This is a genomic window from Bdellovibrionales bacterium (assembly GCA_019750295.1).
GTDB lineage: Bacteria > Bdellovibrionota > Bdellovibrionia > Bdellovibrionales > JAGQZY01 > JAIEOS01.
Map to the genome: position 1 here is coordinate 71,585 of JAIEOS010000028.1, position 22,411 is coordinate 93,995.

The 22,411-nt window shown below is 46.3% G+C and carries 23 protein-coding genes and 1 other RNA gene; 16 read left to right on the plus strand and 8 right to left on the minus strand.

What is annotated here, in order from left to right; genetic code table 11:
* Position 1 precedes the first annotated feature (1 nt).
* Entirely contained in the window at positions 2-739 is a 738-nt protein-coding gene (gene sfsA, locus K2Q26_07595) for a DNA/RNA nuclease SfsA (protein MBY0315367.1), read from the plus strand.
* On the opposite strand, the gene K2Q26_07600 is transcribed toward sfsA, so the two are convergent.
* Positions 736-1,527, minus strand: coding sequence for a DsbA family protein (locus tag K2Q26_07600; GenBank protein MBY0315368.1), 792 nt, complete (start codon positions 1,525-1,527; stop codon positions 736-738). The two genes, sfsA and K2Q26_07600, sit on opposite strands and share 4 nt — an antisense overlap.
* A 143-nt stretch (positions 1,528-1,670) precedes the next feature.
* On the opposite strand from K2Q26_07600, the gene K2Q26_07605 reads away from it, so the two are divergent.
* The 4 genes from K2Q26_07605 (at position 1,671) to K2Q26_07620 (ending at position 3,912) form a co-directional block, all read left to right on the plus strand.
* Positions 1,671-2,264 (plus strand): hypothetical protein, encoded by a 594-nt coding sequence (locus tag K2Q26_07605; GenBank protein ID MBY0315369.1) that lies wholly within the window; start codon positions 1,671-1,673, stop codon positions 2,262-2,264.
* 100 nt (positions 2,265-2,364) lie between these two features.
* Positions 2,365-2,982, plus strand: a complete 618-nt coding sequence (locus K2Q26_07610) for a hypothetical protein (GenBank protein ID MBY0315370.1) — start codon at positions 2,365-2,367, stop codon at positions 2,980-2,982.
* A 9-nt stretch (positions 2,983-2,991) separates the two neighbouring features.
* On the plus strand, positions 2,992-3,273 hold the full coding sequence (locus tag K2Q26_07615; protein ID MBY0315371.1) for a cation transporter: 282 nt from the start codon (positions 2,992-2,994) through the stop codon (positions 3,271-3,273).
* Between the two features lie 360 nt (positions 3,274-3,633).
* Positions 3,634-3,912 carry a metal-sensitive transcriptional regulator gene (locus K2Q26_07620; GenBank protein ID MBY0315372.1) on the plus strand — a complete coding sequence of 93 codons (279 nt, stop codon included), beginning with the start codon at positions 3,634-3,636 and terminating at the stop codon, positions 3,910-3,912.
* A 126-nt stretch (positions 3,913-4,038) separates the two neighbouring features.
* Here the strand turns inward: K2Q26_07620 and nth are convergent, their stop codons facing one another.
* Positions 4,039-4,692, minus strand: coding sequence for an endonuclease III (gene nth, locus K2Q26_07625; protein ID MBY0315373.1), 654 nt, complete (start codon positions 4,690-4,692; stop codon positions 4,039-4,041).
* A complete protein-coding gene (locus K2Q26_07630) occupies positions 4,692-5,180 on the minus strand; it encodes a DUF4920 domain-containing protein (GenBank protein MBY0315374.1) in 489 nt (162 codons plus the stop codon). The genes nth and K2Q26_07630 overlap by 1 nt, the downstream gene beginning before the upstream one ends.
* A gap of 110 nt (positions 5,181-5,290) precedes the next feature.
* Here K2Q26_07630 and metG point away from each other — a divergent pair, with 110 nt between their 5' ends.
* Both metG and K2Q26_07640 read left to right on the plus strand, forming a co-directional pair.
* A complete protein-coding gene (metG, locus tag K2Q26_07635) occupies positions 5,291-7,315 on the plus strand; it encodes a methionine--tRNA ligase (protein ID MBY0315375.1) in 2,025 nt (674 codons plus the stop codon).
* 136 nt (positions 7,316-7,451) lie between these two features.
* Complete coding sequence (locus K2Q26_07640; protein ID MBY0315376.1) at positions 7,452-8,186, plus strand: PHP domain-containing protein; 735 nt, start codon at positions 7,452-7,454, stop codon at positions 8,184-8,186.
* Here the strand turns inward: K2Q26_07640 and K2Q26_07645 are convergent.
* Positions 8,149-9,021, minus strand: coding sequence for a DUF1684 domain-containing protein (locus K2Q26_07645; GenBank protein ID MBY0315377.1), 873 nt, complete (start codon positions 9,019-9,021; stop codon positions 8,149-8,151). The two genes, K2Q26_07640 and K2Q26_07645, sit on opposite strands and share 38 nt — an antisense overlap.
* Positions 9,022-9,278: 257 nt before the next feature.
* Between K2Q26_07645 and K2Q26_07650 the strand changes: the two genes are divergently transcribed.
* From K2Q26_07650 to K2Q26_07685, 8 genes are all read left to right on the plus strand, one after another.
* A complete protein-coding gene (locus K2Q26_07650) occupies positions 9,279-10,193 on the plus strand; it encodes a TIGR02147 family protein (GenBank protein ID MBY0315378.1) in 915 nt (304 codons plus the stop codon).
* 710 nt (positions 10,194-10,903) lie between these two features.
* An RNA gene (ffs, locus tag K2Q26_07655) (signal recognition particle sRNA small type) lies at positions 10,904-11,000 on the plus strand.
* A 21-nt stretch (positions 11,001-11,021) separates the two neighbouring features.
* Complete coding sequence (dnaX, locus tag K2Q26_07660) at positions 11,022-12,668, plus strand: DNA polymerase III subunit gamma/tau (protein ID MBY0315379.1); 1,647 nt, start codon at positions 11,022-11,024, stop codon at positions 12,666-12,668.
* The gene (locus tag K2Q26_07665) at positions 12,665-12,991 is read left to right on the plus strand and encodes a YbaB/EbfC family nucleoid-associated protein (GenBank protein MBY0315380.1); all 327 of its coding nucleotides are present in this window, start codon (positions 12,665-12,667) and stop codon (positions 12,989-12,991) included. The genes dnaX and K2Q26_07665 overlap by 4 nt, the downstream gene beginning before the upstream one ends.
* A gap of 19 nt (positions 12,992-13,010) precedes the next feature.
* Positions 13,011-13,628 (plus strand): recombination mediator RecR, encoded by a 618-nt coding sequence (gene recR / locus K2Q26_07670; GenBank protein ID MBY0315381.1) that lies wholly within the window; start codon positions 13,011-13,013, stop codon positions 13,626-13,628.
* Entirely contained in the window at positions 13,628-14,221 is a 594-nt protein-coding gene (locus K2Q26_07675) for a gliding-motility protein MglA (GenBank protein MBY0315382.1), read from the plus strand. Before recR ends, K2Q26_07675 begins: the two co-directional genes overlap by 1 nt.
* Before the next feature lie 11 nt (positions 14,222-14,232).
* Positions 14,233-14,814 (plus strand): 4'-phosphopantetheinyl transferase superfamily protein, encoded by a 582-nt coding sequence (locus K2Q26_07680; GenBank protein ID MBY0315383.1) that lies wholly within the window; start codon positions 14,233-14,235, stop codon positions 14,812-14,814.
* 40 nt (positions 14,815-14,854) lie between these two features.
* Positions 14,855-15,223: a hypothetical protein gene (locus K2Q26_07685; GenBank protein MBY0315384.1), complete on the plus strand. Its 369-nt coding sequence runs from the start codon at positions 14,855-14,857 to the stop codon at positions 15,221-15,223.
* 39 nt (positions 15,224-15,262) lie between these two features.
* Here the strand turns inward: K2Q26_07685 and K2Q26_07690 are convergent, their stop codons facing one another.
* From K2Q26_07690 to K2Q26_07705, 4 genes are all read right to left on the minus strand, one after another.
* Positions 15,263-16,405, minus strand: a complete 1,143-nt coding sequence (locus K2Q26_07690) for an OmpA family protein (protein ID MBY0315385.1) — start codon at positions 16,403-16,405, stop codon at positions 15,263-15,265.
* 77 nt (positions 16,406-16,482) lie between these two features.
* On the minus strand, positions 16,483-17,088 hold the full coding sequence (locus K2Q26_07695; protein ID MBY0315386.1) for a hypothetical protein: 606 nt from the start codon (positions 17,086-17,088) through the stop codon (positions 16,483-16,485).
* The gene (locus K2Q26_07700; protein ID MBY0315387.1) at positions 17,072-20,164 is read right to left on the minus strand and encodes an efflux RND transporter permease subunit; all 3,093 of its coding nucleotides are present in this window, start codon (positions 20,162-20,164) and stop codon (positions 17,072-17,074) included. The genes K2Q26_07695 and K2Q26_07700 overlap by 17 nt, the downstream gene beginning before the upstream one ends.
* Positions 20,165-20,167: 3 nt before the next feature.
* On the minus strand, positions 20,168-21,574 hold the full coding sequence (locus tag K2Q26_07705) for a hypothetical protein (GenBank protein MBY0315388.1): 1,407 nt from the start codon (positions 21,572-21,574) through the stop codon (positions 20,168-20,170).
* Between the two features lie 279 nt (positions 21,575-21,853).
* Here K2Q26_07705 and K2Q26_07710 point away from each other — a divergent pair, with 279 nt between their 5' ends.
* Positions 21,854-22,396, plus strand: a complete 543-nt coding sequence (locus K2Q26_07710; GenBank protein ID MBY0315389.1) for a porin family protein — start codon at positions 21,854-21,856, stop codon at positions 22,394-22,396.
* Positions 22,397-22,411: the final 15 nt, after the last annotated feature.

The window sequence follows — 22,411 nt, forward strand, 5'->3', positions numbered from 1 at the left end:
TATGAAGTTTGAAACACCCCTCATCAAAGCTAAATTTCTCAAACGCTATAAACGTTTTTTTGCCGATATCGAAATTAACGGTAAGGTCGAAGTGGCTCATGTGGCCAATACCGGAAGCCTTAGAGGCTGTCTGGACGAGGGCTCCCACTGCCTTGTATCTCCCGCGAAAGATCCCAATCGTAAACTCCGCTACAGTCTCGAAATGATTAAAACTCCGTCCACGTGGGTGGGTGTGAATACCAGCCTTCCCAACAAACTCGTTTACGAACTTTGGCAAAGCGGAACTTATGCGCCTTGGAACACGTTTGATCGCGGACAGATGGAGGTTAAAATCAATAAAGAGACTCGTTTGGATATGGCGCTCTGGAAGAGTGAAGACTTCCCTCAAGATAAGCTCGATTGGAAAAAGGTAAAACCACCTCTCCACTTTATCGAAATCAAAAATGTCACTTTAGCCGAAAATAAAATTGCACAATTCCCAGACTCCGTCACCGAGCGAGGACAAAAGCATTTGAGCGAACTGATAGATCTTATGGATAAAGGCTACAGCTGCGAGATCGTTTTTTTAGTGCAAAGAAGCGATTGTGATTTCTTTTCGCCAGCGGACGCCATTGACAAAAAATATGGTGAGCTTTTGCGTGAGGCAAAAAAAAGAGGCGTTCTGATAACGCCTCTTTCCTGCGAGCTATCCTCAACGGAGATCAGACCTTTAGCGGTCCCACTCCCGTTAAAGTTTTAGCCTTTTCTCTTTAACCATTCGTCGATGATTTTTTTGAACTCAGGTAGTGGGTATGCACCTTTGAGAGTGACACCGTTCACGAGGTAACCTGGAGTTCCTTCGATACCGTTCTCTTGAGCTTCCTGCATATCTGCATTGATGCGAGTTTTGATCGCGTCAGCTTGATCTTTAAGATCTTTAGCTAAACGACCCATATCGGCCTTCGCTTCTTTCGCTAAAGCTTGATAAAGCTTTTCCGCATCTTTGTCAGAACCATAGGTCTCATTTTGACGTCCGAAGACGAGCTTCTTAAATTCGAAAGCTTTATTGGGATCTTGCATACCGATAGCTTCGAAATACTCAGACCCGCGGCGAGCATTCGGGTGCTTCCCTTCTAAAGGAAGGTGCTTAAAGATAAGGCGAACTTTATCACCATACTCTTTAAAAACTTCGTCTACGGTGTTTGAACCCTGACGGCAGAATGGGCACTGGAAATCAGAGTACTCTACGATCGTGATCACTGCGTCTTTATTCCCTTTAATAGGACGACCAGCATCCACGGCGAACTTCTTAGGAGTTTCGAATTCCTTTTTACGCTCTTCTTCCTCGGCTTTGCGAGAATTCTCATAATCGGATTTTTGCGCTTCTTGAGCGGCCTCACGCAAAGTGGCCATAAACTTAGCTGGATCTTTTTTGATCGCTTTGTAAATGATCTCGGGATTGTCTTCGATGGTTTTTTCGATAAGCTTTGAGCAACCAGCACTGGAAAGTACTAAACCACACAAAGCGAAAAGTTTAACTAACTTCAAGGTCTTCCTCCATGTTGAAATTCAACGTCTTTTTATCCTAGTGGAGCGACCATGGCTTGTCCAATTCAAAAATGATCACGCACACTTGAGATTATTGACCTGGTCGCCGAACGCCCGCACAATAGACACTAAGCGAGGTAATTATGAACAAGTTTTTGGTGATCAGTTTGTTATTTATTGGCCAATGGGTCCCTCAATTCGCAACGGCCCAGATCGAATTTCACTCCGATCGGATCAAAACTATGAGTGTTGAAGAGCTTCAGCAAATCGTGACACGCAATATGCGTAAACTCGAGGACGACGACGAAGGCGTTAAACTGGTGGTGAAACAATCTCTAGAACTGGTCCTAGCGCAGCCCGACCAAAGTCGCGTGTCATCCGACATTTTTTCCCAGCTCAGGAATTTATCACGCGGTGAGAAGAACTTTTTAGACGCCCTCGAGGAAATTATCGATGAAGGACTTACGAGTTTAAAGAAAACCGGAAAAAATAAAGATCTTCTGAGAGAACAAAACACCTACCTCTATATATTGAACAATATGTTAGCAGAGTTGAAGGGATCTAAAGATGTTGAGGAGTACAAGCGCCTCATCCTTAAAATTCGCGACGCCGAAATCGATATCTCCGATTCTTTAATCTCATACCGCTTACTTAATAGTATGGCGCAGGCCGAAAACCCATCGACGTATGCAAATACGATCTTTGAAAAAAAGAAGCCCTGGTGGAAATTCTGGTAAAAACCTAAAACCGGTATTCCGAATACAGCTCACCATATTCAGAATACCGGTATTTTTTTGCCCTCTTGACATATCCCTGCGGGGTATATACATTCAGCCCATGACACTTTGGCTCGCTCTATTTTTACTTTTTCCCCTCTCCCACGCCCATCCGGTCACCTATGAAGATGGCGTGATGGTCAAATCTATGTTTCGCGACGACATGAGCGAAAGTTCTCTGACTTACTCTTTCCATCGAATCATGGCCGCAGGCCTGGAAGTGGACACTCTTAATTTAAATGGCGTGGATACCACCTGGATGTTGAGCGAACTGAATCTGCGTCCTTTACGAATTAACACCGAAGACTCTCAAACAAATATTTATTTACTGACGGCGGCGGGCGGTTACCGCGATCGACAGGATTCGGACTGGGCCGGAAAAGCGGGTTTACAAATCGATTACGAAACACGAAAGATTTTTGTAATGGCAAAGCATCAGGAATGGTTTACCGAAAATCTCGATACTCGGATGACCATGATTCAAGCCGGCTTCGCCCCTTTTGTTGCGGGATACAATGATTTGCACATTTGGAGTCTAGTGCAACTAGATTACAACGGTGACATGCGAAGATACGTTCAGATCACGCCACTTTTAAGATTTTTTTATAAAAACGTGTATTGGGAGGCGGGCGCCAGCACCCGCGGAAATTTTTATGGCCAATTTATGGTCCACCTTTAGGAGAAAAATATGATTAAAATTTTTATCTTTGCTGTCATTATGGCATTTGCGAAAGCTCCAGAAAAAACTGTTATCAAAGTGAACGGAATGGTCTGTTCATTTTGCGCTCAAGGGATCGAGAAAAAGTTTAAAGCGCGAGAAGAGATCTCTGCGGTCAGTGTCGATCTCGATACGAAGACGGTAGATCTCCAATTTAAAGACGGAAAAATTATGAGCGATGATGAGATCAAAAAGATGATCCAAGCGTCTGGCTACGATGTGGTGTCGATTCAAAAAGAAAGCGGAAAGTAGTGAATCGTCGAGCCCTCACCTTCATTACATTTTTTTCTTCGACGAGCACACTGCTTTGCTGCGCGCTCCCCGCACTCTTTGTCACTCTTGGCCTGGGCTCTACTTTTGCGAGCCTGATGTCCACAGTGCCTCAACTGGTTTGGTTATCGGAGAACAAAACTTATCTGTTTATTGTCTCGGGAGTTTTGCTGAGCTTGGGTGGCTATATGCAGTGGCAGGCTCGCAACGCCCCCTGCCCTATTGATCCCCAGTTGCGGCAAATGTGCATCACCTCTCGAAAATGGGGACTGGTTTTTTACTTAGTATCCCTTAGTATTTTTTTAATTGGTTTTTCTTTTTCCTATTTACTAGGTTGATCCCATGAAGAAAAGTAATCCAGATCACTCTAACGACATCGCTCGACTCAATCGAATCTTGGGACAAGTTGAAGGCATAAAAAAAATGATCGAAGACAAACGCTACTGCGTCGACATTCTCACGCAAACCAAGGCGGTAGGCTCTGCGATCAAAGGACTAGAAGCCTCAATTCTAGAGCGCCATCTTCAGCACTGTGTCTCCAGCGCCATCGAAGCCAAAAACAAAAACGAAAGCCAAAAAAAGATCGAAGAACTCCTAGACCTCTTCACCAAACGCCTCTAAGTGTCCGGCAGGTACGCCGATACTTTTTGAGAACCCCCGCGTTAGATTTTGCTAAAGCGCCTTTATTTCAAATGGAATATGTTTAAAGCGGCAGTTCTAAAAAAGTATCGGCGTACCTGCCGGACATTATTTTTTGGTTTTGATGGGGGATTTACGGCCGGGGTTCACGGTGCTGCAGATTTCGCAGCTGAGGCCGTGGCAATCGCGGGCTTGGCAAAATTCACGACCGTAAAAAATGATCTGCAAATGAAGTTTGCTCCAGGTGTTCTCGGCAAATAGTTTTTTAAGATCTGCTTCAGTCTGTTCGACATTTTTCCCGCGCGTGAGCCGCCATCGTTGCGCCAGTCGATGAATGTGAGTGTCCACGGGAAACGAGGGCACACCAAAAGATTGCGCCATCACCACCGATGCCGTCTTGTGACCCACTCCCGGAAGTTCTTCTAAGGCCTCTAGGTCCTGCGGCACTTTGCCACCATACTTATCAATCAAAATTTGAGATAATCCATGAATCGCTGCCGCTTTCCGAGGGGACAAGCCACACGGTCGTATGATTTCCTGAATTTCAGAAATCTTAAGCTTCACCATCTTTTGGGGAGTATCCGCCCTCTTAAAAAGTTTCGGAGTGACCTGATTCACGCGCACATCCGTACATTGTGCCGACAGAAGCACGGCGATCAGTAATGTGTAAGGATCTTTGTGGTCTAAAGGAATGGGAGGTGCTGGATACAAACGATCCAGCACTTTCTGCGCGAAGGCCGCGCGCTCGATTTTCGAATTCATTAGATAATTTTAATGCCGCTCGCATCAAAGAGATAGACCGTTTGCGGAGCATCGATTTTCATTTTTTCGATCTCAGCATCTGTCTTACCCTCGTCCTTAAGATAATGACGAAGAACTTTCGCAGGTAAATCCTTTTGCTGAATATTCCCTATGGCTACGACTTTTTTATTTAAAATGGCTTTGGGCACCGCGAAGCCATTGTCCTTCATCGTAATGCGGACTTGAGTTTCCCCGTCCTTAACAACAACCCAGCAGCCCATTTTTTCGCAAACTTTTGTCACTGTCCCCGTCGTGAGGACTTGTTGCGACTTGTATTTGTCGTAATCCTTGACCAAAGACGCCAATGGTACTGGCTTTCCGGCAAGTCCTGTTTTTTCCCCAAATTGTGTGGCGTTGTCTGCAGGACGCGCGGGATGTGAATGGTGATGTTCCTCGTTGGCAGATACAGGGGACACCAATAATAATAAAGATAAAATTCCTGAAAGCATAGTTCATCTCCTTTGAGTAAGATCTTAGAACTATAAATCGTCCTTAGGCCATTGGCTACTATCTTGTCAGTGAAGCCTAAAAACTGTATGGTCGGTAAATGACAACTCCGATAAGTAAACAGCGCAACATTCTCGTGACTATGGCTCTCCCCTACGCCAACGGCCCGGTCCATTTGGGTCATATGGTCGAAGCTCTTCAAGCAGACTTTTGGGTTCGCTTCCAAAAAATGCGCGGAAACACCTGTTATTTCTTCTGCGCGGATGACACGCACGGCACACCCATTCTCGTGCGAGCCCAAAAGGAAAAGAAGAAGCCCGAGGACGTCATCGCCGAGGCTTACAAATCCCATACTGCCGATTACAAAGACTTTCAGGTTCAGTTTGATAACTACTCGTCCACCAACACCGACACCAATCGTCAACTTTGCGAAGAGTTTTATAGCGCCATGGAAAAAAATGGCGCCATTTCTAAAAAGACCATTGAGCAGACCTACTGCCCGAATGATAAAATGTTCCTTCCCGATCGTTTCATTAAGGGGACTTGCCCCAATTGTAAAACGGCGGATCAATATGGAGATTCCTGCGATGCTTGCGGGGCGACTTACTCCCCCACCGAACTTAAAAACGCCGCCTGTGCCATTTGTGGCACTCAACCCATTTTAAAAGAGAGCGAACACGTCTTCTTCGAACTCAACCAGTTTAAAGATTTTCTAACAAAATGGGTTCCTCAACATACTAGCCCTGAGATCTCTAAGAAGTTAAATGAATGGCTTAAGGAAGATTTACGCGCCTGGGATATTTCTCGCGATGAGCCTTACTTCGGCTTTAAAATTCCTGGCTACATCGACAAATATTTTTACGTGTGGGTGGATGCTCCTATCGGTTACATCGCCTCGAGCAAAGATTATTTCGATAAACACGGGATCGACTACAAAAAATTCTGGCAAGGCGAATCCACCGAGCTTTATCACTTTATCGGCAAAGATATTGTCTATTTTCACACTCTATTTTGGCCGGCGATGCTTAAAACCGCAGGCTATCGCACGCCGAACGCCGTTCACGTCCATGGCTTCCTGACCGTCAACGGCGAAAAGATGAGCAAGTCGCGCGGGACTTTTATTTTAGCTCGCACTTATTTAAATCATCTCGATGTGAATCATCTTCGTTATTACTTCGCCTGTAAATTGTCAGAGGGACTCGATGATCTGGATTTAAATCTCGATGATTTTTCTCAACGGGTAAATTCGGATCTGGTCGGGAAGTTTATTAATCTCGGTTCTCGCTCGGCACAGATGATTCACAAAACTTTCGAAGGCAAAGCCAGCGTACTCAAAGGCCGCGGTGCTGAGGTCTATCAAAAATGTTTGGCTCAGGCCGAAACGATTGCCGGCCATTACGAAAAACGCCAGTTTTCTAAAGCCACCGTAGAAATCCGTGACCTCGCTGATTTGGCCAACAAGTACTTTGATGAAGTTTCCCCTTGGAAAATAGTCAAAGAAAATCCGCAAGAGGCTCACGAGCATCTAACGGCCGCATTAAATATATTTAGAGTTCTTACGATTTACATGGCACCGATTCTTCCCGAACTGGCAAATAAAGTTTCGGCTTTGTTTAACGAGACAGGAAGCTACAAGTGGTCTGATCTTTCCAAAACCATAGAAAACACAAAACTCAATCCATTCTCTCACCTTTTACAGCGTGTAGAGCCGGAGAAAATTAAGAATATGCTCGACGAAAATAAAAAAGACGCTCCAAAGACCGAAGCCCCCGCAACTGCAACCGCAAAAGCCGCGACTGTTTCTGAATCTGGGATTTACACGATCGATGATTTTGCAAAAATCGACCTTCGCATCGCTCGCATCGATAATGCGGAAGATGTCGAGGGCACCGACAAAATGCTGAAACTCTCGGTGAGCATCGGCGAAACTAAAAAAACGATCTTTGCGGGAATTAAAAAATCCTACAAACCCGAGGCTCTCATCGGAAAACAAGTTTTAGTGATCGCCAATCTCGCTCCTCGCAAAATGAAGTTCGGAATCTCCGAGGGAATGGTCCTTTGCGCGGGCGATGGCGACCAAGCCTTCATCATGAGCCCGGACACCGCAAACTCCATCCATGGCAGCAAAGTCAAATAAGCCAAAAGGTTCCAGGTTCCTTAAAAGAACCTGGAACCTTTTGATAAACCTAGACTTCTCAACCATTCCTTAACCAACTTTTGACTTAAGCTTGTCGATCCTATTGCAGGAATCTCTTTACACTTAAACTATGTTTATGGCGGACTTCCATCTGCATTCGACTTACAGTGACGGAGTTCTTTCAATTCGAGAACTGGTCGATCTGATGGGAAAGACTGGCCACGGCGCGATCGCGATTACCGACCACTTGTGTGAGTACAAAACTTTTTTAGGGAAAAGTGCACACTTGCTTTCCAAATCCCTCGGAAAAGATAATTTTCAAGATTATCTGGATGAGATCGCTTACGAAAAAGAAAGGGCCTGGAACGTTTACAGGATGGTGGTTATTCCCGGAGTTGAAATCACTAAAAATTCTTTTTCGCATAAAAACTCCGCTCACATTTTGGCTCTCGACATTCGGGAATATATTAACCCCGACCTTAATATCCTGGATGTCATCCATTCCATTAAAGCACAGGGTGGGCTCGCCATTGCGGCCCACCCTGTTTATACCGGGGAAATCGAGTCACAAACCTACCGCCTTTGGGATCATCGGGAGGAGCTCGCGGATCACATTGATGCTTGGGAAGTGGCCAGTGGTAAAAAATTATTTAATGAAGTTCTCATGAGCGGTTTACCCATCATCGCGAATAGTGATCTCCACAAGCCATCCCAGGTGGAATCCTGGAAGACTCACGTCCATGGCGATCGGGAAGTGGGATCGATCAAACGCGCCATCCGCCAGCAAGATTTCACTCTTAAATATTTTCCACTGGCTCAAGAGTCACTGATACCTAATGGCCTGCCGGCTTTTTCTCGCCAGCTTCGATAGCTATGTTTAATTTGTTTTCTGCAGGAGCTATCGGGCAAGTCGCATAAGCGATATGCGCACAGGGCGGATTGTAAGCCTGATTAAAATCTAAAACAACTTTACCATCCCGACCTAACTTCGTCTCAAGGAAGCGACCCGTCCCGTAAGACGTTTTGCCGGTGCTTTGATCTTTAAAAACAAAAAATAAGTCATCTCCATTTTTCACCGGAAAGAGTTCGTGCTTTTGTCCTTTGAGTTCAAAGACCACACTGCCCTCGAGTTTTTCGTCAGAGGAATTTCCCAAAATATCGGGCATATTGATCACCTTAGGAGGATTGTAGGGCTTCCAGTTTCCTACCGTGTAGTACTCTTTTTGAGGATCCCACCATTCAAGGCCTTTAAATTTTTTTAGAGTTTCCGCATTGAGATTTTTCACACGAATGCCGATCCCATTCGGTCGTTCAATCAAATAAAAGGTCACCGAGCCCACTTGGATCTCGGTGCGCTGTTTTTTCGCCTTGTCAGTTTTGAGGAGATAGGGTTTTCGAGCCAGTGCCGGCGCACCATCAATCTTAACTCCCTTGGAATCATTCAGAGTGAGACTCGCGGTGTTCTTTTCAAAATGAATGTTTCCGAGTTTCGCGGGAACCGGTTGCGGTAAAACCACATTGGACGACGGATCGGACCCTAAACTGTTGTCTCCATTTTTGAGCCAGTGAAGCCCTACGACAACGAGCCAATTCTTTTTTGTGGCCTCTTCAGTCTCTCGACGCATTTTTCGAACGTCAGCCTCTTGAAAAGCAAACACGTGTCCTCCGATCATCAATGTGAAAATGAATAAGTAAATTTGGATCATAAAGTTCCCTTCCTGGATTTGTCTTTTCACATTCGTTCAATAATGTCCCGTAAATCGGGAGACTGAACGGTCACCTTTGTCGCAGACCAACATAAAATCAAAGCCAATCTGCCTATTTATTTAGATATCCTGGGACTTATTTGGCAATTTCTTATTCTTAGCGGTGCAGCGACGTTTAAAAATTTGATTTTTCGAAGGGTTGTTGAAAACATATCAAGGCGTCTCAGTGACTTACGTTGTTTTTTTGAAGGGGGAGTATGGAGAAACCGAGTTTATCGGCTTACACCGATTTTCGCGAGTACCTCAAAGATTATTTTTCCTATCGTCGCCATCTTACATCAAAAGATTTGCGCCCCTATTCTTATTCGGATTTTTCTGCCGCTGCTGACATAAAGTCACCGAATTATCTCAAGATGATCATCGAAGGACAAAGAAACCTTTCTCCCGATATGGCTAAGAAATTTGCCCGAGCTCTTAAACTCGATAAAAACGAAACCACCGAGTTCGAAGTCCTTGTCCTTTACGGCCAGGAGAAAGATCCTCTCAATCGTAATAAGTTTGTGAAAAAACTCTCAGAGATCAGATCGGCCAATGCTCTCGATCAAGGCTCCATTGACGAGAGCACTTGGGAAAAAGTTCCGAGCTGGTTATCATGGGTGCTGTACGCAATGATCGATCAAGAGGGCATCGTCTTTGACCCAGCGGTACTTAAAAAACATTTACGAAACGCCACCAACGAAAAGCAAATTCAAATCGCTTTGGATAAATTAGTCCAAGGAAACGACGTCACCATTGACGACAACAAAGTCGCCCATCGTTCCAGCAAAATGATCTCCAATGCGGATAAAATTTCACCCGAGCTCATTCGAAAGCTCCAGTCCGAACTCATTTATTTAGGTTTAGAGTCTTTATATCGTGACGATCCTAAGGAACGCGAGATCAGCGGCTTTACATTGGCGATGACCGCCGAGGAATACAGCTGGGTCCGCCACGAGTTAAGAAAAGTCCGCAAAGAGATCCAGGCCAAATTGATGATGGCTCGAGAAAAGCAGCCAGGTAAAAAAGTCTATCAAATGAATATTCAGTTATTTCCGCTGACCCGGGAAACAGAAGCCCAAGGAGGGCTGGAGAAAAGCTCTGAGAGCCAAGGCACCGGAGAAAAAGACGCGTAAATTTTGGGGGGGAGAATAATTTAAACGACTCGCCAGTGCCCGGCTTCAGATAATAGAACCAACGTACAACTTCCGCCAACGTACAACGAACTCTACTTGAGCAAGCCTCGTGCCAGCCCTCAGTCCAGCCTAAAATCTCCGACACCCAGTAACCCCCTGTAAATAGAACAAAAATCGGTACCATTCCCAAACCAAAAGCGCCGAATTGAAGCCCAATTCCACTTCCCACCCACTCGTCATCTTGAGCGCAAGTGAAAGGAACCCAAAAACCGAACGCATCCTTCGCTCCACCCACGAAAACCAGCAAACAAATGTAGAATTTGCTCCCCCCTCCCCAAAAAATAAATGAAACCCATTATCAAACTCTAAAAAAATCCGGCCCAAGTGCACCCAGGGAGCTGGAACCTTAAAGAACCTGGAACCTTGGTGAAATGCTCTGGGGTAGCCATTTTTTGATGAGTTTTTCTCTCCATTTTTGAGTTTTTGAGAGCCTTCGGAGGGACCTCCCGTTAGCGTGAAGCGATCGGCGGGCTTCCCACCGCCGAAACGGGCGAGGGCAGGAGGGCGGAATATGCGGCAGCATATTGGATGGCCGCCCGCAGCCCGTGTCCCGAGGGAGGCTCTCAAAAACTCAAAAATGGAGAGAAAAACTCATCAAAAAATGGCGTATTAAGACTTGAGTAATTACCGGACAAAACCTAGATTGGGGCAGCTGGGCCCCGTACAATAGTGGCTTCGTAAAACCCGCCAGGTCCGGAAGGAAGCAACGGTAGCAAAGCTCTATGTGTTACGGGTCGCTCAGCGCTTAAGTTTTGGGGAATAAAATTAATGTCGCATTACGAAGTGATAGCCAGAAAATGGCGACCCCAGGAATTCCAAAACCTGGTGGGACAAAATCATATCGCACAAACTCTGCTGAATGCCCTCACTTCGGGTCGCATTCCCCATGCGCTATTATTCACCGGGCCTCGCGGCACGGGTAAAACTTCCACCGCACGTATTTTTGCAAAAGCCCTCCGCTGTACTCAGGCTAAAAATTTTATTCCCTGCCAGGTGTGCTCCGACTGCCAAGATATCGCTCTCGGCCGCCACATCGACGTGATCGAAATTGATGGAGCGAGCAATAACGGCGTCGACTCCATCCGCGAACTTCGTGATTCCGTGGGTTACTTACCCTCTACTGGAAAATACAAAATTTATATCGTCGACGAAGTGCACATGTTGTCGACCAGTGCCTTTAATGCGCTCTTAAAAACTTTGGAAGAGCCTCCTTCTCACGTGGTCTTTGTTTTAGCCACGACTGAAGTTCAAAAAATTCCCAATACGATTCTGTCTCGCTGTCAGCGCTTTGACTTTAAAATGATTTCGCAAAAAGAAATCGCTAAGCACTTAGGTGTGATTTGCGAAAGCGAACAGGTCAAGTACGAGAAAGAAGCTCTCTGGATGATCGCCAAGCAAGCTAAAGGCTCCATGCGCGATAGTCAGAGCTTACTCGATCAGATTATCTCCTTCTCTAACAAAAATGTTACAACCGCCACGGTCGCCGAAGTTTTAGGGCTGACGCAAAGAGAGCTGATCAATCAAGCCTTAGCGGCGGTGGTTCAGCGCGATCAGAAATCGTTGATCAGTGTGATCGCCCGTTTTGCCGAAGCGGGGCATGATCCCCAACTTTTTATCGAAGATTTTTTAGACCAGATCCGAAATGCTTTGATGGTCAAGATCGGCGCCCATCAGTCTCACTTCCCTCTCGATATTCCAGATTCTGAAATCTTATTTCTTACAGACTTGGTCAAAGAGTTTTCCGAAGAAGATCTGCATCTCTTTTTTGATATGACTCTTAAGGGAAGTTTAAATCTTCTACGCGCTCCCGAGCCGCGCATGGCCTTCGAAATGCTTCTCTTAAAACTTCTCGCCGCCCCACGGGTGGTCGATTTAGAAAAAATCATTTCCGGCAGTGGAGAGATGTCCGCGGGCAGCAAAACTTCCGTGCCTCTGATGAAGCCCACACCCAAAAAGACCACTTTTACGCCGGACCCGCCACCTGTCGACGAGCCTCTGATCACTCCTAAAGAGCTTCCAACAGACCCTTGGCTCCGCTTTGTCGAACAGGTCCGAGGGTCCAATAGTTTATTAGCCGCTCTCATTGAGCACACATTTATTATTGAACAAACGCCGACCCATTTGAAGTTAGGGCTTCCAGAAAAAATGTCTTTCCTCGTGGATAAAATTAAAGATCCCAAAAATTTAGAACGCCTCCAAGGCTTTTTAGAAAACTTCTGGAAACAAAAACTCAGTGTCGAAGTGAGCGTGAACAAAGGCGCCACCGCTTCGATGACCCCTAAGCAAACCGTCGTCAAAGCCGAGCAAGACTTAAAGAGTAAAGAAAAAAAACAAGTGGAAGAACATCCCCTCGTTAAAAAAGCTCAATCTATTTTTAAAAGTGAAATCGTATCGATCAAGGAGAAGCACCGATGAAAAGACCTGGTGGAAATCACAGCATGCAAGCCATTATCAAACAAGCCAATCAAATGCAGACGCGCATGAAGAAGCTGCAGGATGACCTCGCTCTTAAAGAATACACTGCGACGAGCGGTGGCGATGCCGTCAAAGTCACGGTGACTTCTGATAAAATCAAAGCGATCTCCATCGGAGAGAACGTTTTTAAAGAAGGGGATGCCGAAATGCTCCAAGACATGATCATCACCGCAGTGAACGATGCTTTGACTCAGGCGAAGAAGGATCACGACGAACAAGTTCAGTCGCTTTCTAAGAACTTCAATATCCCTGGTCTCACGTAATAGAGGGGATGCCGAGCCGATGCTAAATATCCCAACGCTGGAACGACTCCGTCATGAATTAAGCCGCCTCCCCGGCATTGGGCCGAAATCGGCGCAGCGATTGATCCACTTTATTTTAAAAAACCGAGATTTCTCACTCAACCTGCGCGAGGCATTGATGGATGTGGAAAGTCATATCCGCTTATGCACCAGTTGCTTTAGCTACACCGATCAAACGGAAGAGTGCTACTACTGCCAAAATCCTCAGCGCCGCTCCCATTTTATTTGCGTGGTCGAAGAAGCTGAGAATATTTCGCAAATTGACGCATCAGGCGCTTTTGATGGCCGCTTTCATGTCCTCCATGGGGTGATTTCCCCGCTTCAGGGAGTGCGTCCCGAGGACTTGAAAATCAAGCAGCTCATCGAAAGGATTGACCAACTGCTCGCAGAACAGCCACAATTAACCGTAGAAGTACTTTTGGCGTTGGATTCCGACCTCGAGGGCGACACCACCATGTTGTACCTTGCAAAAGTATTGGCGAGCCGACCTCAGGTGAAAGTTTCGCGACTGGCTCAAGGAGTACCGATCGGAAGTCATTTGGATTTTGTCGATCACCGCACGTTGAGTCGCGCATTGGAAAATAGGATTACTTTGTAATGGCATTAATTAATCAAGAAACCAAAGAATTGCACTGTAAGATCGTTTACTACGGGCCCGCGCTCGGAGGAAAGACGACCAATATTCGCTGGGTTTATCAAGCCACACAAGGTCCTAACCGCTCAATGATGATGGATTTTGACATGGGTACACCCGAGCGCACGCGGTTCTTTGATTTTCTTCCGCTGGAAGTGGGCGAAATTCGTGGCTTAAAAGTTCGTTTTCATCTCTACACCGTTCCGGGACAAGTGATCTACGATGCCAGTCGCAGATTGATTCTTAAAAATCTGGACGGAATTATTTTTGTGGCCGACTCACAAATTGATCGCATGGATGAGAACATTCTGTCTTTAAACAATCTCGAAAAAAACCTAGAGCTCGCGGGCTACGACATCAAAAAAATTCCGATGATCATTCAATACAACAAAAGAGATCTGCCCAATTCGGCATCTATTGCTGAATTGCGCACTGCCTTGAATAAGTATAACTCTCCTGATTTCGAGGCTGAGGCCGAACAAGGCATTGGGGTGATGGACAGTTTAAAAACCCTGTCGAAATCGATTATTACTACTTTAAAAAGCGGTAACGTTTAATAATAAAAGTCATGCATACGACTCCTGAGGTTCTTCTCCTTCCCACTGAATTTCGTAGCCTTAAACCCCAGGTTTTTTTCGTAAGTAACGTCGGCAGCGACACTCATCCCAACTATCGCTTGCAAGTCCGCCAGCTGTTTTCCGAATGTTTGAGAACTCACCGCCATCTTGTCCCCGAACAAATGAATGACTTAAGTTTTCGTCCCCGTCACGACAATCTGAGCTTAAGCGTGAGCCACAGTTTAAACGCCAGTGCTTTTGGTTGGTGCGATAAACCGTCACAAATCGGGGTCGATATTGAGGTGATTGAGCGCTTAAGTGCTCAAGTTCTTAAGCGCGTTTGCTCGAGAGAGGAACTCGAGGCCTGCCCCTATGTCCCGCATCTCTGGACCGCAAAAGAGGCCGTGTTTAAATCGCTTCAAACCGAGAATAATGTGATCAGTAATGTCGAAATCTTAGACTGGCGCCCGAAGAAAGAAACCGAATGGTTCTTCACGGCCAAATGGCGCGATCGAGAGGAACACATTAAAGGTATTGGATTCTCGTGTCTCAAAATGGATCACTCCCTATCTTTTTTTGTACATAGACCTTAACTTTGGTCGAGAGTCGCCGATATGAAAGTCGAGGTGACATATGAACAAAAGAGGCGCAGCACGATTCGAACTGGACCCCCTAGAGATCCACGGCATGATATCCATCAATTCACTCACTCCGGTTTGTGATTTCGGGCAAATTGTCGAGGCCTCAAGTACGGGCTTTAAGTTGATCGTAAAACGAGATGACCTCTCCGCTCCCGAGCTTCGTTCCACCCTGAACTTAGACGGCCTTTGCGGTGAAGAGATTTCTCTTTATATTCCTATTATGGATTTAGACATCACGGGCTTAGTGACGCGGACAAAATATCTCGCCAATAAACAATTTGAAATCGGGATTGATTACTCGAGCGACGCTCCGGAATACTGGCGCGAATGTCTCTGCGACTTACTTCCCCGCGCCGGTTAAACGTCTTTCTGAGCGAAAACTCAGAAAGACTTGAGGTGATTACTTCGTGCTTTGAACGTGAGCCACAACTCGACGGTTCTTCTCGCGACCCTCGGGAGTATTGTTATCTCCGACGGCTTGAGATGGACCATAACCTTTAGCGGTTAAACGCTTCTTATCAATCTTTTGTTTGACGAGGTAGTTCATCACGGCGTTCGCACGCTTTTGCGAAATGCTGTAATTTTGCTTTTCAGAACCTGTGTTATCCGTGTGTCCTTCGATCTCTGTCGTCGTGTCGGGATACTGTTTTAGGAATTCCGCGAATTTCTTTAGATCCTCGGTGAACTTAGGATCAATGATCGCACTTCCTGGCTTAAACTGAACATTCAATGTGATCTCAAGTTTATCCGTCTTGGTGCAACCAAACTCAGTGACGGGTTGGCCGCGCTCAGAGTTAGGGCATTTATCTTCGGCATCAGCGACGCCGTCACCATCGGCATCCCCTTTTTGAGTGGTCAGAGGGCATCCGTCACCACCCACGTTCGCGTTTGCAGGGGTATTCGGGCACTTGTCCTGATCATCGTAAACGCCATCCCCATCAGAGTCCGGAGACGCTTTAGCCGAGCTTTTTCCACCGAAGTAATAGGTTAATCCAAGTAACGGAGAGAGAACTTCGATTTTGCTATCGGTACCGCTTCCTAAGTTCACAAAACGGTAATCCGCATAAACGGCAAGCATCAAATCGGGAGTGGCCATATACTCAGCACCGGCCCGAGCCTTCCACGTAAAATCATCTTCGCTATCGGTTCCCGCTCCGACATCGGAAATTCTGGCGTAACCGGCACCCACTTGGAACAAGGCATGCCAACGCTCCAAAGGAAACATACGGTAGGCTAAATTAAAATCGATCGCATCGACGGCGGGATCTCTTCCATTGAGTGGGAGAGAAGTTTCATCTTTAAATTTAAACATCATACGGCTGTAACTGAGCTCCAGGCCAAAACGTGAACTCACATGGTATCTCGCCCACGCGCTGCCATGAAAGCCACCGTCAAGTTCAGTCGCGCCTTCCGTAAATACATCAGGACCCAGAACCGAGTTGATACCTGCACCCACACCGACGCCCCAACGGCCGGTCAGATCATACTGAGCGAACGAGGTCGATGTCGTCACAAGCAATAAAAAACCAATCATAAACTTCATAAAGTTTTCTCCTTTAATTACAGAGGTAGAGATTTACCGTTAGTCGCAGAAATGTTGAATGGAAAAAGGCAACTGATCTAAAGCGTTAGAAATTGCGCCGTCGCCAAATTCTTCTCGCTGATGAGGGCCAAAGAATAATGCAGTGGGAAAAACCACGAGAATGCTTCAAGAATTCCTTGATGCTCCGGTGGAGGAGGGTCCCCTAAGGATTCCAAGGAAAAACAAACATCCACGTCTCCCTTTGCGGTATGGTCGAGAACCAATATCATTTTGGGGGCGAGAATGCCTTGCTGTAACAAAAATTCTTTAAAAATTTTTCTTGCCGATGTCGGCCAGTAGGACTCATTAGGAATTGCCGTCATCACGGTTTCTTGATTCTTAAATTCGAGCTGTTTTCGAGTGGCGGCAGAGTTGGAAGCGTCGGTGATAAATTCTCCGCGGCTAAAAAAATTCCAAATCATTCCGAAAGTAAAAATGTACTCGGCGGATTCCTCCGTGGGATTGATCACGATACCGACGCCTTTGCCTGCGCACCATTTTAAAATATCCATAAAATGATCGCCCTCTTGTTCGGTGGTGACCAACAGGTACGGAAAACCCTCGGGCCCCTGTTGGGGGTCCGGAGTCAATAATCGTACGGGATTTTTTAAAAGATCAGAAAAAAATTTAGTTGAATCCTGCATGAGACTCTCGCGGTTTAAAATCAATCACTTTGCGATTTTCAAACCGTGATAGCACTCTATAGAGGCAAGGTACAACAAATAATGTGAGGATGGTGGACAAAATGGTACCACCGATAATTGAAAGCCCCATCGGCAAGCGCGTCTCGTGGCCCAATCCGTTGCCAATAACCAGAGGCAATGCGGCCATCACAGTCGCTGCCGAAGTCATCAAGATAGGTCTTAAACGAACAGGACAAGCTTCGACGAGAGCCTCGTCGACGGCAGACTTATTTTGATCTCTCACTTGGTTTGTAAATTCTACGAGCATGATCGAGTTCTTTTTCGCAATCCCCATGAGTACGATCAGTCCAATATAACTAAAAAGATTGAGCGAGACATCAGCGCCCCACAGAGCAATTAAGGCGCCTGTCACACTAAAAGGTAAGGCCATCAAAACAGTGACAGGATGGATAAAGGAATTAAATTGAACCGCCAGAATCATATAGGCCACAAGAACACCCACCAGTAGCGAAATGAGTAAACTCTTAAAACTTTCGGACAAGCCTGCCGCGGCTCCTTCGAGAGCAAAGGTATATCCATCGGGAAGAATTTCGTCAGCAATCTGTTGCGCCCGCGCCAGAACAACGGCCTGAGATTTTCCCGGAGGAAGTTGACCAAAGACCCCGACGGCACGCTGACGATTAATTCGAGTGATCGACTGCAAGCTACCCTCTTCTTTGATATCGACGACGTCTGCAAGACTCACTAAATTTCCAAACTGATTGCGCACTTTAACTTTTCCGACATCGTCTTTAGATTTGATTTCGGCTTCGGGAATTTTCACCCGAATATCATAACGGCGTCCATCGGCGGTGAAGCGGTTTTGTCTCGCTCCCGCGATCGCCGAATTCAGCGTGCGAGAAACCACATCAATGCTGACCCCTCGCTCCGCCAATTTATTTCTCACTGGACGTAGTTGAAGTTCGGGAACTCCGGTTTTAGAATCGGTGTCCATATCTTGAGCCATACCTTCGGATTCCAACCGTTTTATCATTTCGTCAGCTTTTTCTCGAAGCACTGCGAGATCGGGACCTTTTACGTTAAACGAGACTGGAAACAACCTTCCGGTCGTTAAGTTTCTGGCCGAGACATCTCGCAAAGTTATTTTTGCCCCTTTGAGATCTTTAAATTTACTTCTCAAAACTTCCATCAGCTCGAGATGGCCCATGCGATTTTCTTTGGGCGTGAGGTATAACGGCATAAAGATCGCATTCACTTCGGCACTGGGCCCACCCGCTCCGGCAGAGACAAAATACCCTTCAATCTCTTTCTGATCTTTCAGAACAGCCTCGATCTTTGACGCAAATTCTGCGGTCGCGGGTAACGAGGCTCCTGTGGGCAATTGGGCCGAAAGAATAATAAAGTTTTGATCTTGAGGGGGAATAAACTCTTGTTTAATCCGATGGACTAAAAGGAGTGACGCCGCAAAACCAATCATCGACGCCGCAACAATCACTAATGAGTAAGGAAGAATTCTTTTTAAAAAACTCCCATAGGAATGAGAAAAGCCTTCGAATTTTTGATCCAAATAGTGTTCAAATTTAGTAATCTTGGGAGAAGCTGCCATAAATGCCGAGGCCCGCATCGGCGTGATCGTGACCGCTTCGAGAAGGGAAATCAACACAGCCGCAGACATTGTGATTCCAAACTGGAAGAAAAATTTTCCCGTGATTCCATCCATAAAAATCACTGGCAAAAACACAGCGATCACTGCCAACGTCGTTGCCGTGGCCGCAGGAAGAATCTCCATGGCGCCATCATAGGCGGCCTGATAGGGGTTTTTTCCCATTCTAAAGTGCCGAATAATATTCTCGAGGAGCATGATCGAGTCATCGACCACGATAGAAATCGCAAGTGTGAGCGCCAGCAAAGTAAAAAGGTTCATCGTAAAACCGGAAAAATAAAGAATAATAAATGTTCCAAAAATCGAAGTCGGAATACTGAATAATATATTCAGCGCCGCTTGCCAGCTTCCTAAAAAGAGAAAGCAAATCAAAATTGTCACTAAAGCTGCGCCAAACAATTTTTCGAAGGTGGAATGCACAACCGCTCTCGTGGACAAGGTAAAATCGGCATTTACACGAAGATGATAACCCTCGGGCAGTTGACTCTCGAGCTCCTTCATTTTAGCGACCACCGCATTGGCCACAGAAACTTCGTTAGCACCTCGCTGCTTTTTAACACTAATCGAAAGAGCCTCTAATCCCCCGACCGTGGCTCGGCGGCGAACATCGGAGAGACCATCTTCAACAGCGGCCACATCGCCAATAGTGTAGGCGGTATCTTGGATTAAGGCATTTCCTCGTCGAAGAATTCTGAGCTTACGCACTTCATCCACCGATGACGCTTCACCCATCCAACGGACGCGCAGCTCGCGATCTCCCTCGACAAATTGACCGGCCGACGATTCAATATGTTGCGACGTCAAAGTGTCGAGAATATCGGCCACGGTGATTTCTGCTTTTTCCATTTTTTTGAGATAGGGCCAAATTCTTAAATTTCTTTCGCTAAATCCACCGATAGATACTTCGCCCACATTGGGAATAAAACGGAATTGATCTAATAAGAATGTCTCGGCAAAAATGATAACTTCGCGCAACGGCTTATCGGCCCAAAGTCCCACGAACATGATCGGCTCTTCTTCGGGATTTGTTTTTCGCACGACGGGAGGATCGATGCCTATGGGCAATCTCAACTGGCTCAATGCAGACTGCACTTCCTGCATGGCCACATCGACATCGCGATTGATATCAAACTCCAATCGAACGGATCCAACGCCTTGTCGGACCACCGAGCGCATCTCTTTGATCCCCTCGAGCCCCAACAGGCGCGCCTCTATGAGATCGACAATTTCCGTCTCGACGATTTCCGGAACGGCCCCTTCGTAGGTCACTGAAACATCTACGATGGGAAAATTCACATCCGGCATCTGACTGATACCTAAGCGACTAGCAGCAATGGCTCCGAAAATAATAAATGCAGACATGAGAACCCACGCAAAGACCGGTCGCCGAATAGAAATTTCAATGAGATTCATCGACTACCTCGCATACAGTCTCGCTTTGGATTCGGCCTTACGGAGTGAGGCGTGCAAGTTCCAGAGAGTTAATTCCGCATCCGCAGACTCCTGCTCAAACGTAATGGCTTGGAATGCTGTGGTTCTTCCCATGGAGTAACGACGACGCTCTTCTTTAGCCTTTTTAACTTGAGTTTCATACAGAGAAGTCGCGCGCTCGATCCGTGCTTTCAGATTTTTAATTTCTAATTCGAGATCCTGCCAACTGATCATGGCCTCCGCCTCCAGCGCCTTCAGGCGTTTAGCGGCCGCTGTGTTCAAAAGTTGTACCGATTCCGTTTTCTTACGACGCAATCCAAAGTTAAGACCCGTTCTAAATACTAAACCAAACGTTAAAGCTTTATGCTCCCGATTAAAGAGTTCTTCCCGGGCGTCTGTGAGATTGGGCTCAATGGCGTTGCGTGCGTAGGCCACTCTAAAATCAAGATCGGGCTTAAACAATTCTCTTTGTTCGTCAGCGGTGATTCCCACGGCTCCGGACTCGCCTCTCAGTTGTAGCAGCTCAAGCTTGTAAGGATGGTCTAAGTTTCCTGCGGGCCAGCGAATGACTAAAGAATTGTAGTCGCGACTTCGAATTAAATCCTCTAAATACAGATTCCAGTTTTGTTGAGGTAAGTAACGTTCCATCTGCACCCGCATTTGACGGACCCGATCCTGAGCCACAAGAAACATTAATTCCCGGTTGGTCACCAAAGCCTGAGCTTGAAGTAGATCTGACCTCTCTGCCGCTGATTTTTTCATGCGATCATTCACCCAGGAGTAAATTTGGCGGCTCATTTCATAATTTTTCTGGCGCAGATCCATTTCTTTTTGAGCCAGCGCTAGATCCCAATAAAGAACTTCGAAATTATAAAGAATCAGCGATTGCTGAGCATACGCTTCGGCCAACTGCTGTTGGCGCTGAAAAGACTCACGAGTGCGGCGTAATGTGGTGGAGCGACCCATAAAATCTTGCCAAAGATTTTGAGTCAAGGCCACTTCCCAACCCAGATTGTTCACCTTGGGGTTATTGATGCTGTTGGCTTTAAAGGCATCAAGAGTGGGCGTAAAGCTGATCTCGGTCCCTGTGGCCAAGGGCTGAATCAGGGCCACCGAGTACGCGTTGGCTTCTCGACGAATAAATGGGGCCAGAGTTTCGCGTTTGTCTAAAAGTTTTTCCGCCGTCGCCTCGATGCGCGTTTCCAGGGCGAGTTCCCGAGAATCAAAATCCAATTTGATCGATTCAATACGATCTTGAGACGATTGATATTCGTTGGAGTAAGATTGGACTTCGCCGAGGGTTTGTTCAAATGTCCTGGTCGGAACTACCGACAAGGGCTCCTGAGAGAATGATAAAGCTGACGCAAGTAATAGATTCAACAGTGGCATCATAAAAGATTTTAAGACTTTAGCATTCAACCGATTTACTGACGACTTTTCTCTTAAAGACCTCATGCAGCAATAGACTGCGGGCCTACTTCCCACAAACAGAATTAATAATGCTTACACATTCAAGCGCAGGCGTTTCGGGACAATTCCCTGATGAGAATGTGTCATAATGCCTCGCTCTTCTCTTGGATTTCGCTCCCAATTCATTTAACACTGTTGCACACCCTTTGCATAAACACTTGCAGAGTTTAAATAACAACTCGCAATTTTTTAAGGAGCACCATGAAAAGTATTCTATTAGCAGCAGCACTCATTTTCCTCGGCACTCACGCCAACGCCGTAACTACGGGTAACTACATCAAAGGATCTACGGGTTTGACTCTCGGAGGAGAGACTGAAATCAATGGATTGTCAGCGGACCTCGATGATGATTTCTTAACTCCCCTTATTTTTGCCTATGGATTCAATCTTACAGATGAGTTCCAGGGCGAGTTCGAATTTTCCTATCGTAGCAATGATTACGAAGGCGCGGGAAACACAGACGCCGAAGTTCTGGCGCTGGCGTTCAACGTCGTCAACAGTTGGGTTCTCCAGAACAATCTTTTCCTCACTGGGGGCGTCGGCGGAACCCTAGGCCAGTATGACCTTGCACCTACGATCGATGGTTTTGCTCTCGGTCTTCAGGTTTTCATCGGTATGGACTATAAAATCCACGAGCGCACAACGATCGGTGGTGAGTTTCGTCACTTCCGCACTTTAACTGAAGCAGATGATGCAGATTTTGATAACACCTCGTTGCTCTTCACCGCGAAGTACGATCTTTAATTTTTAAAAAAATTT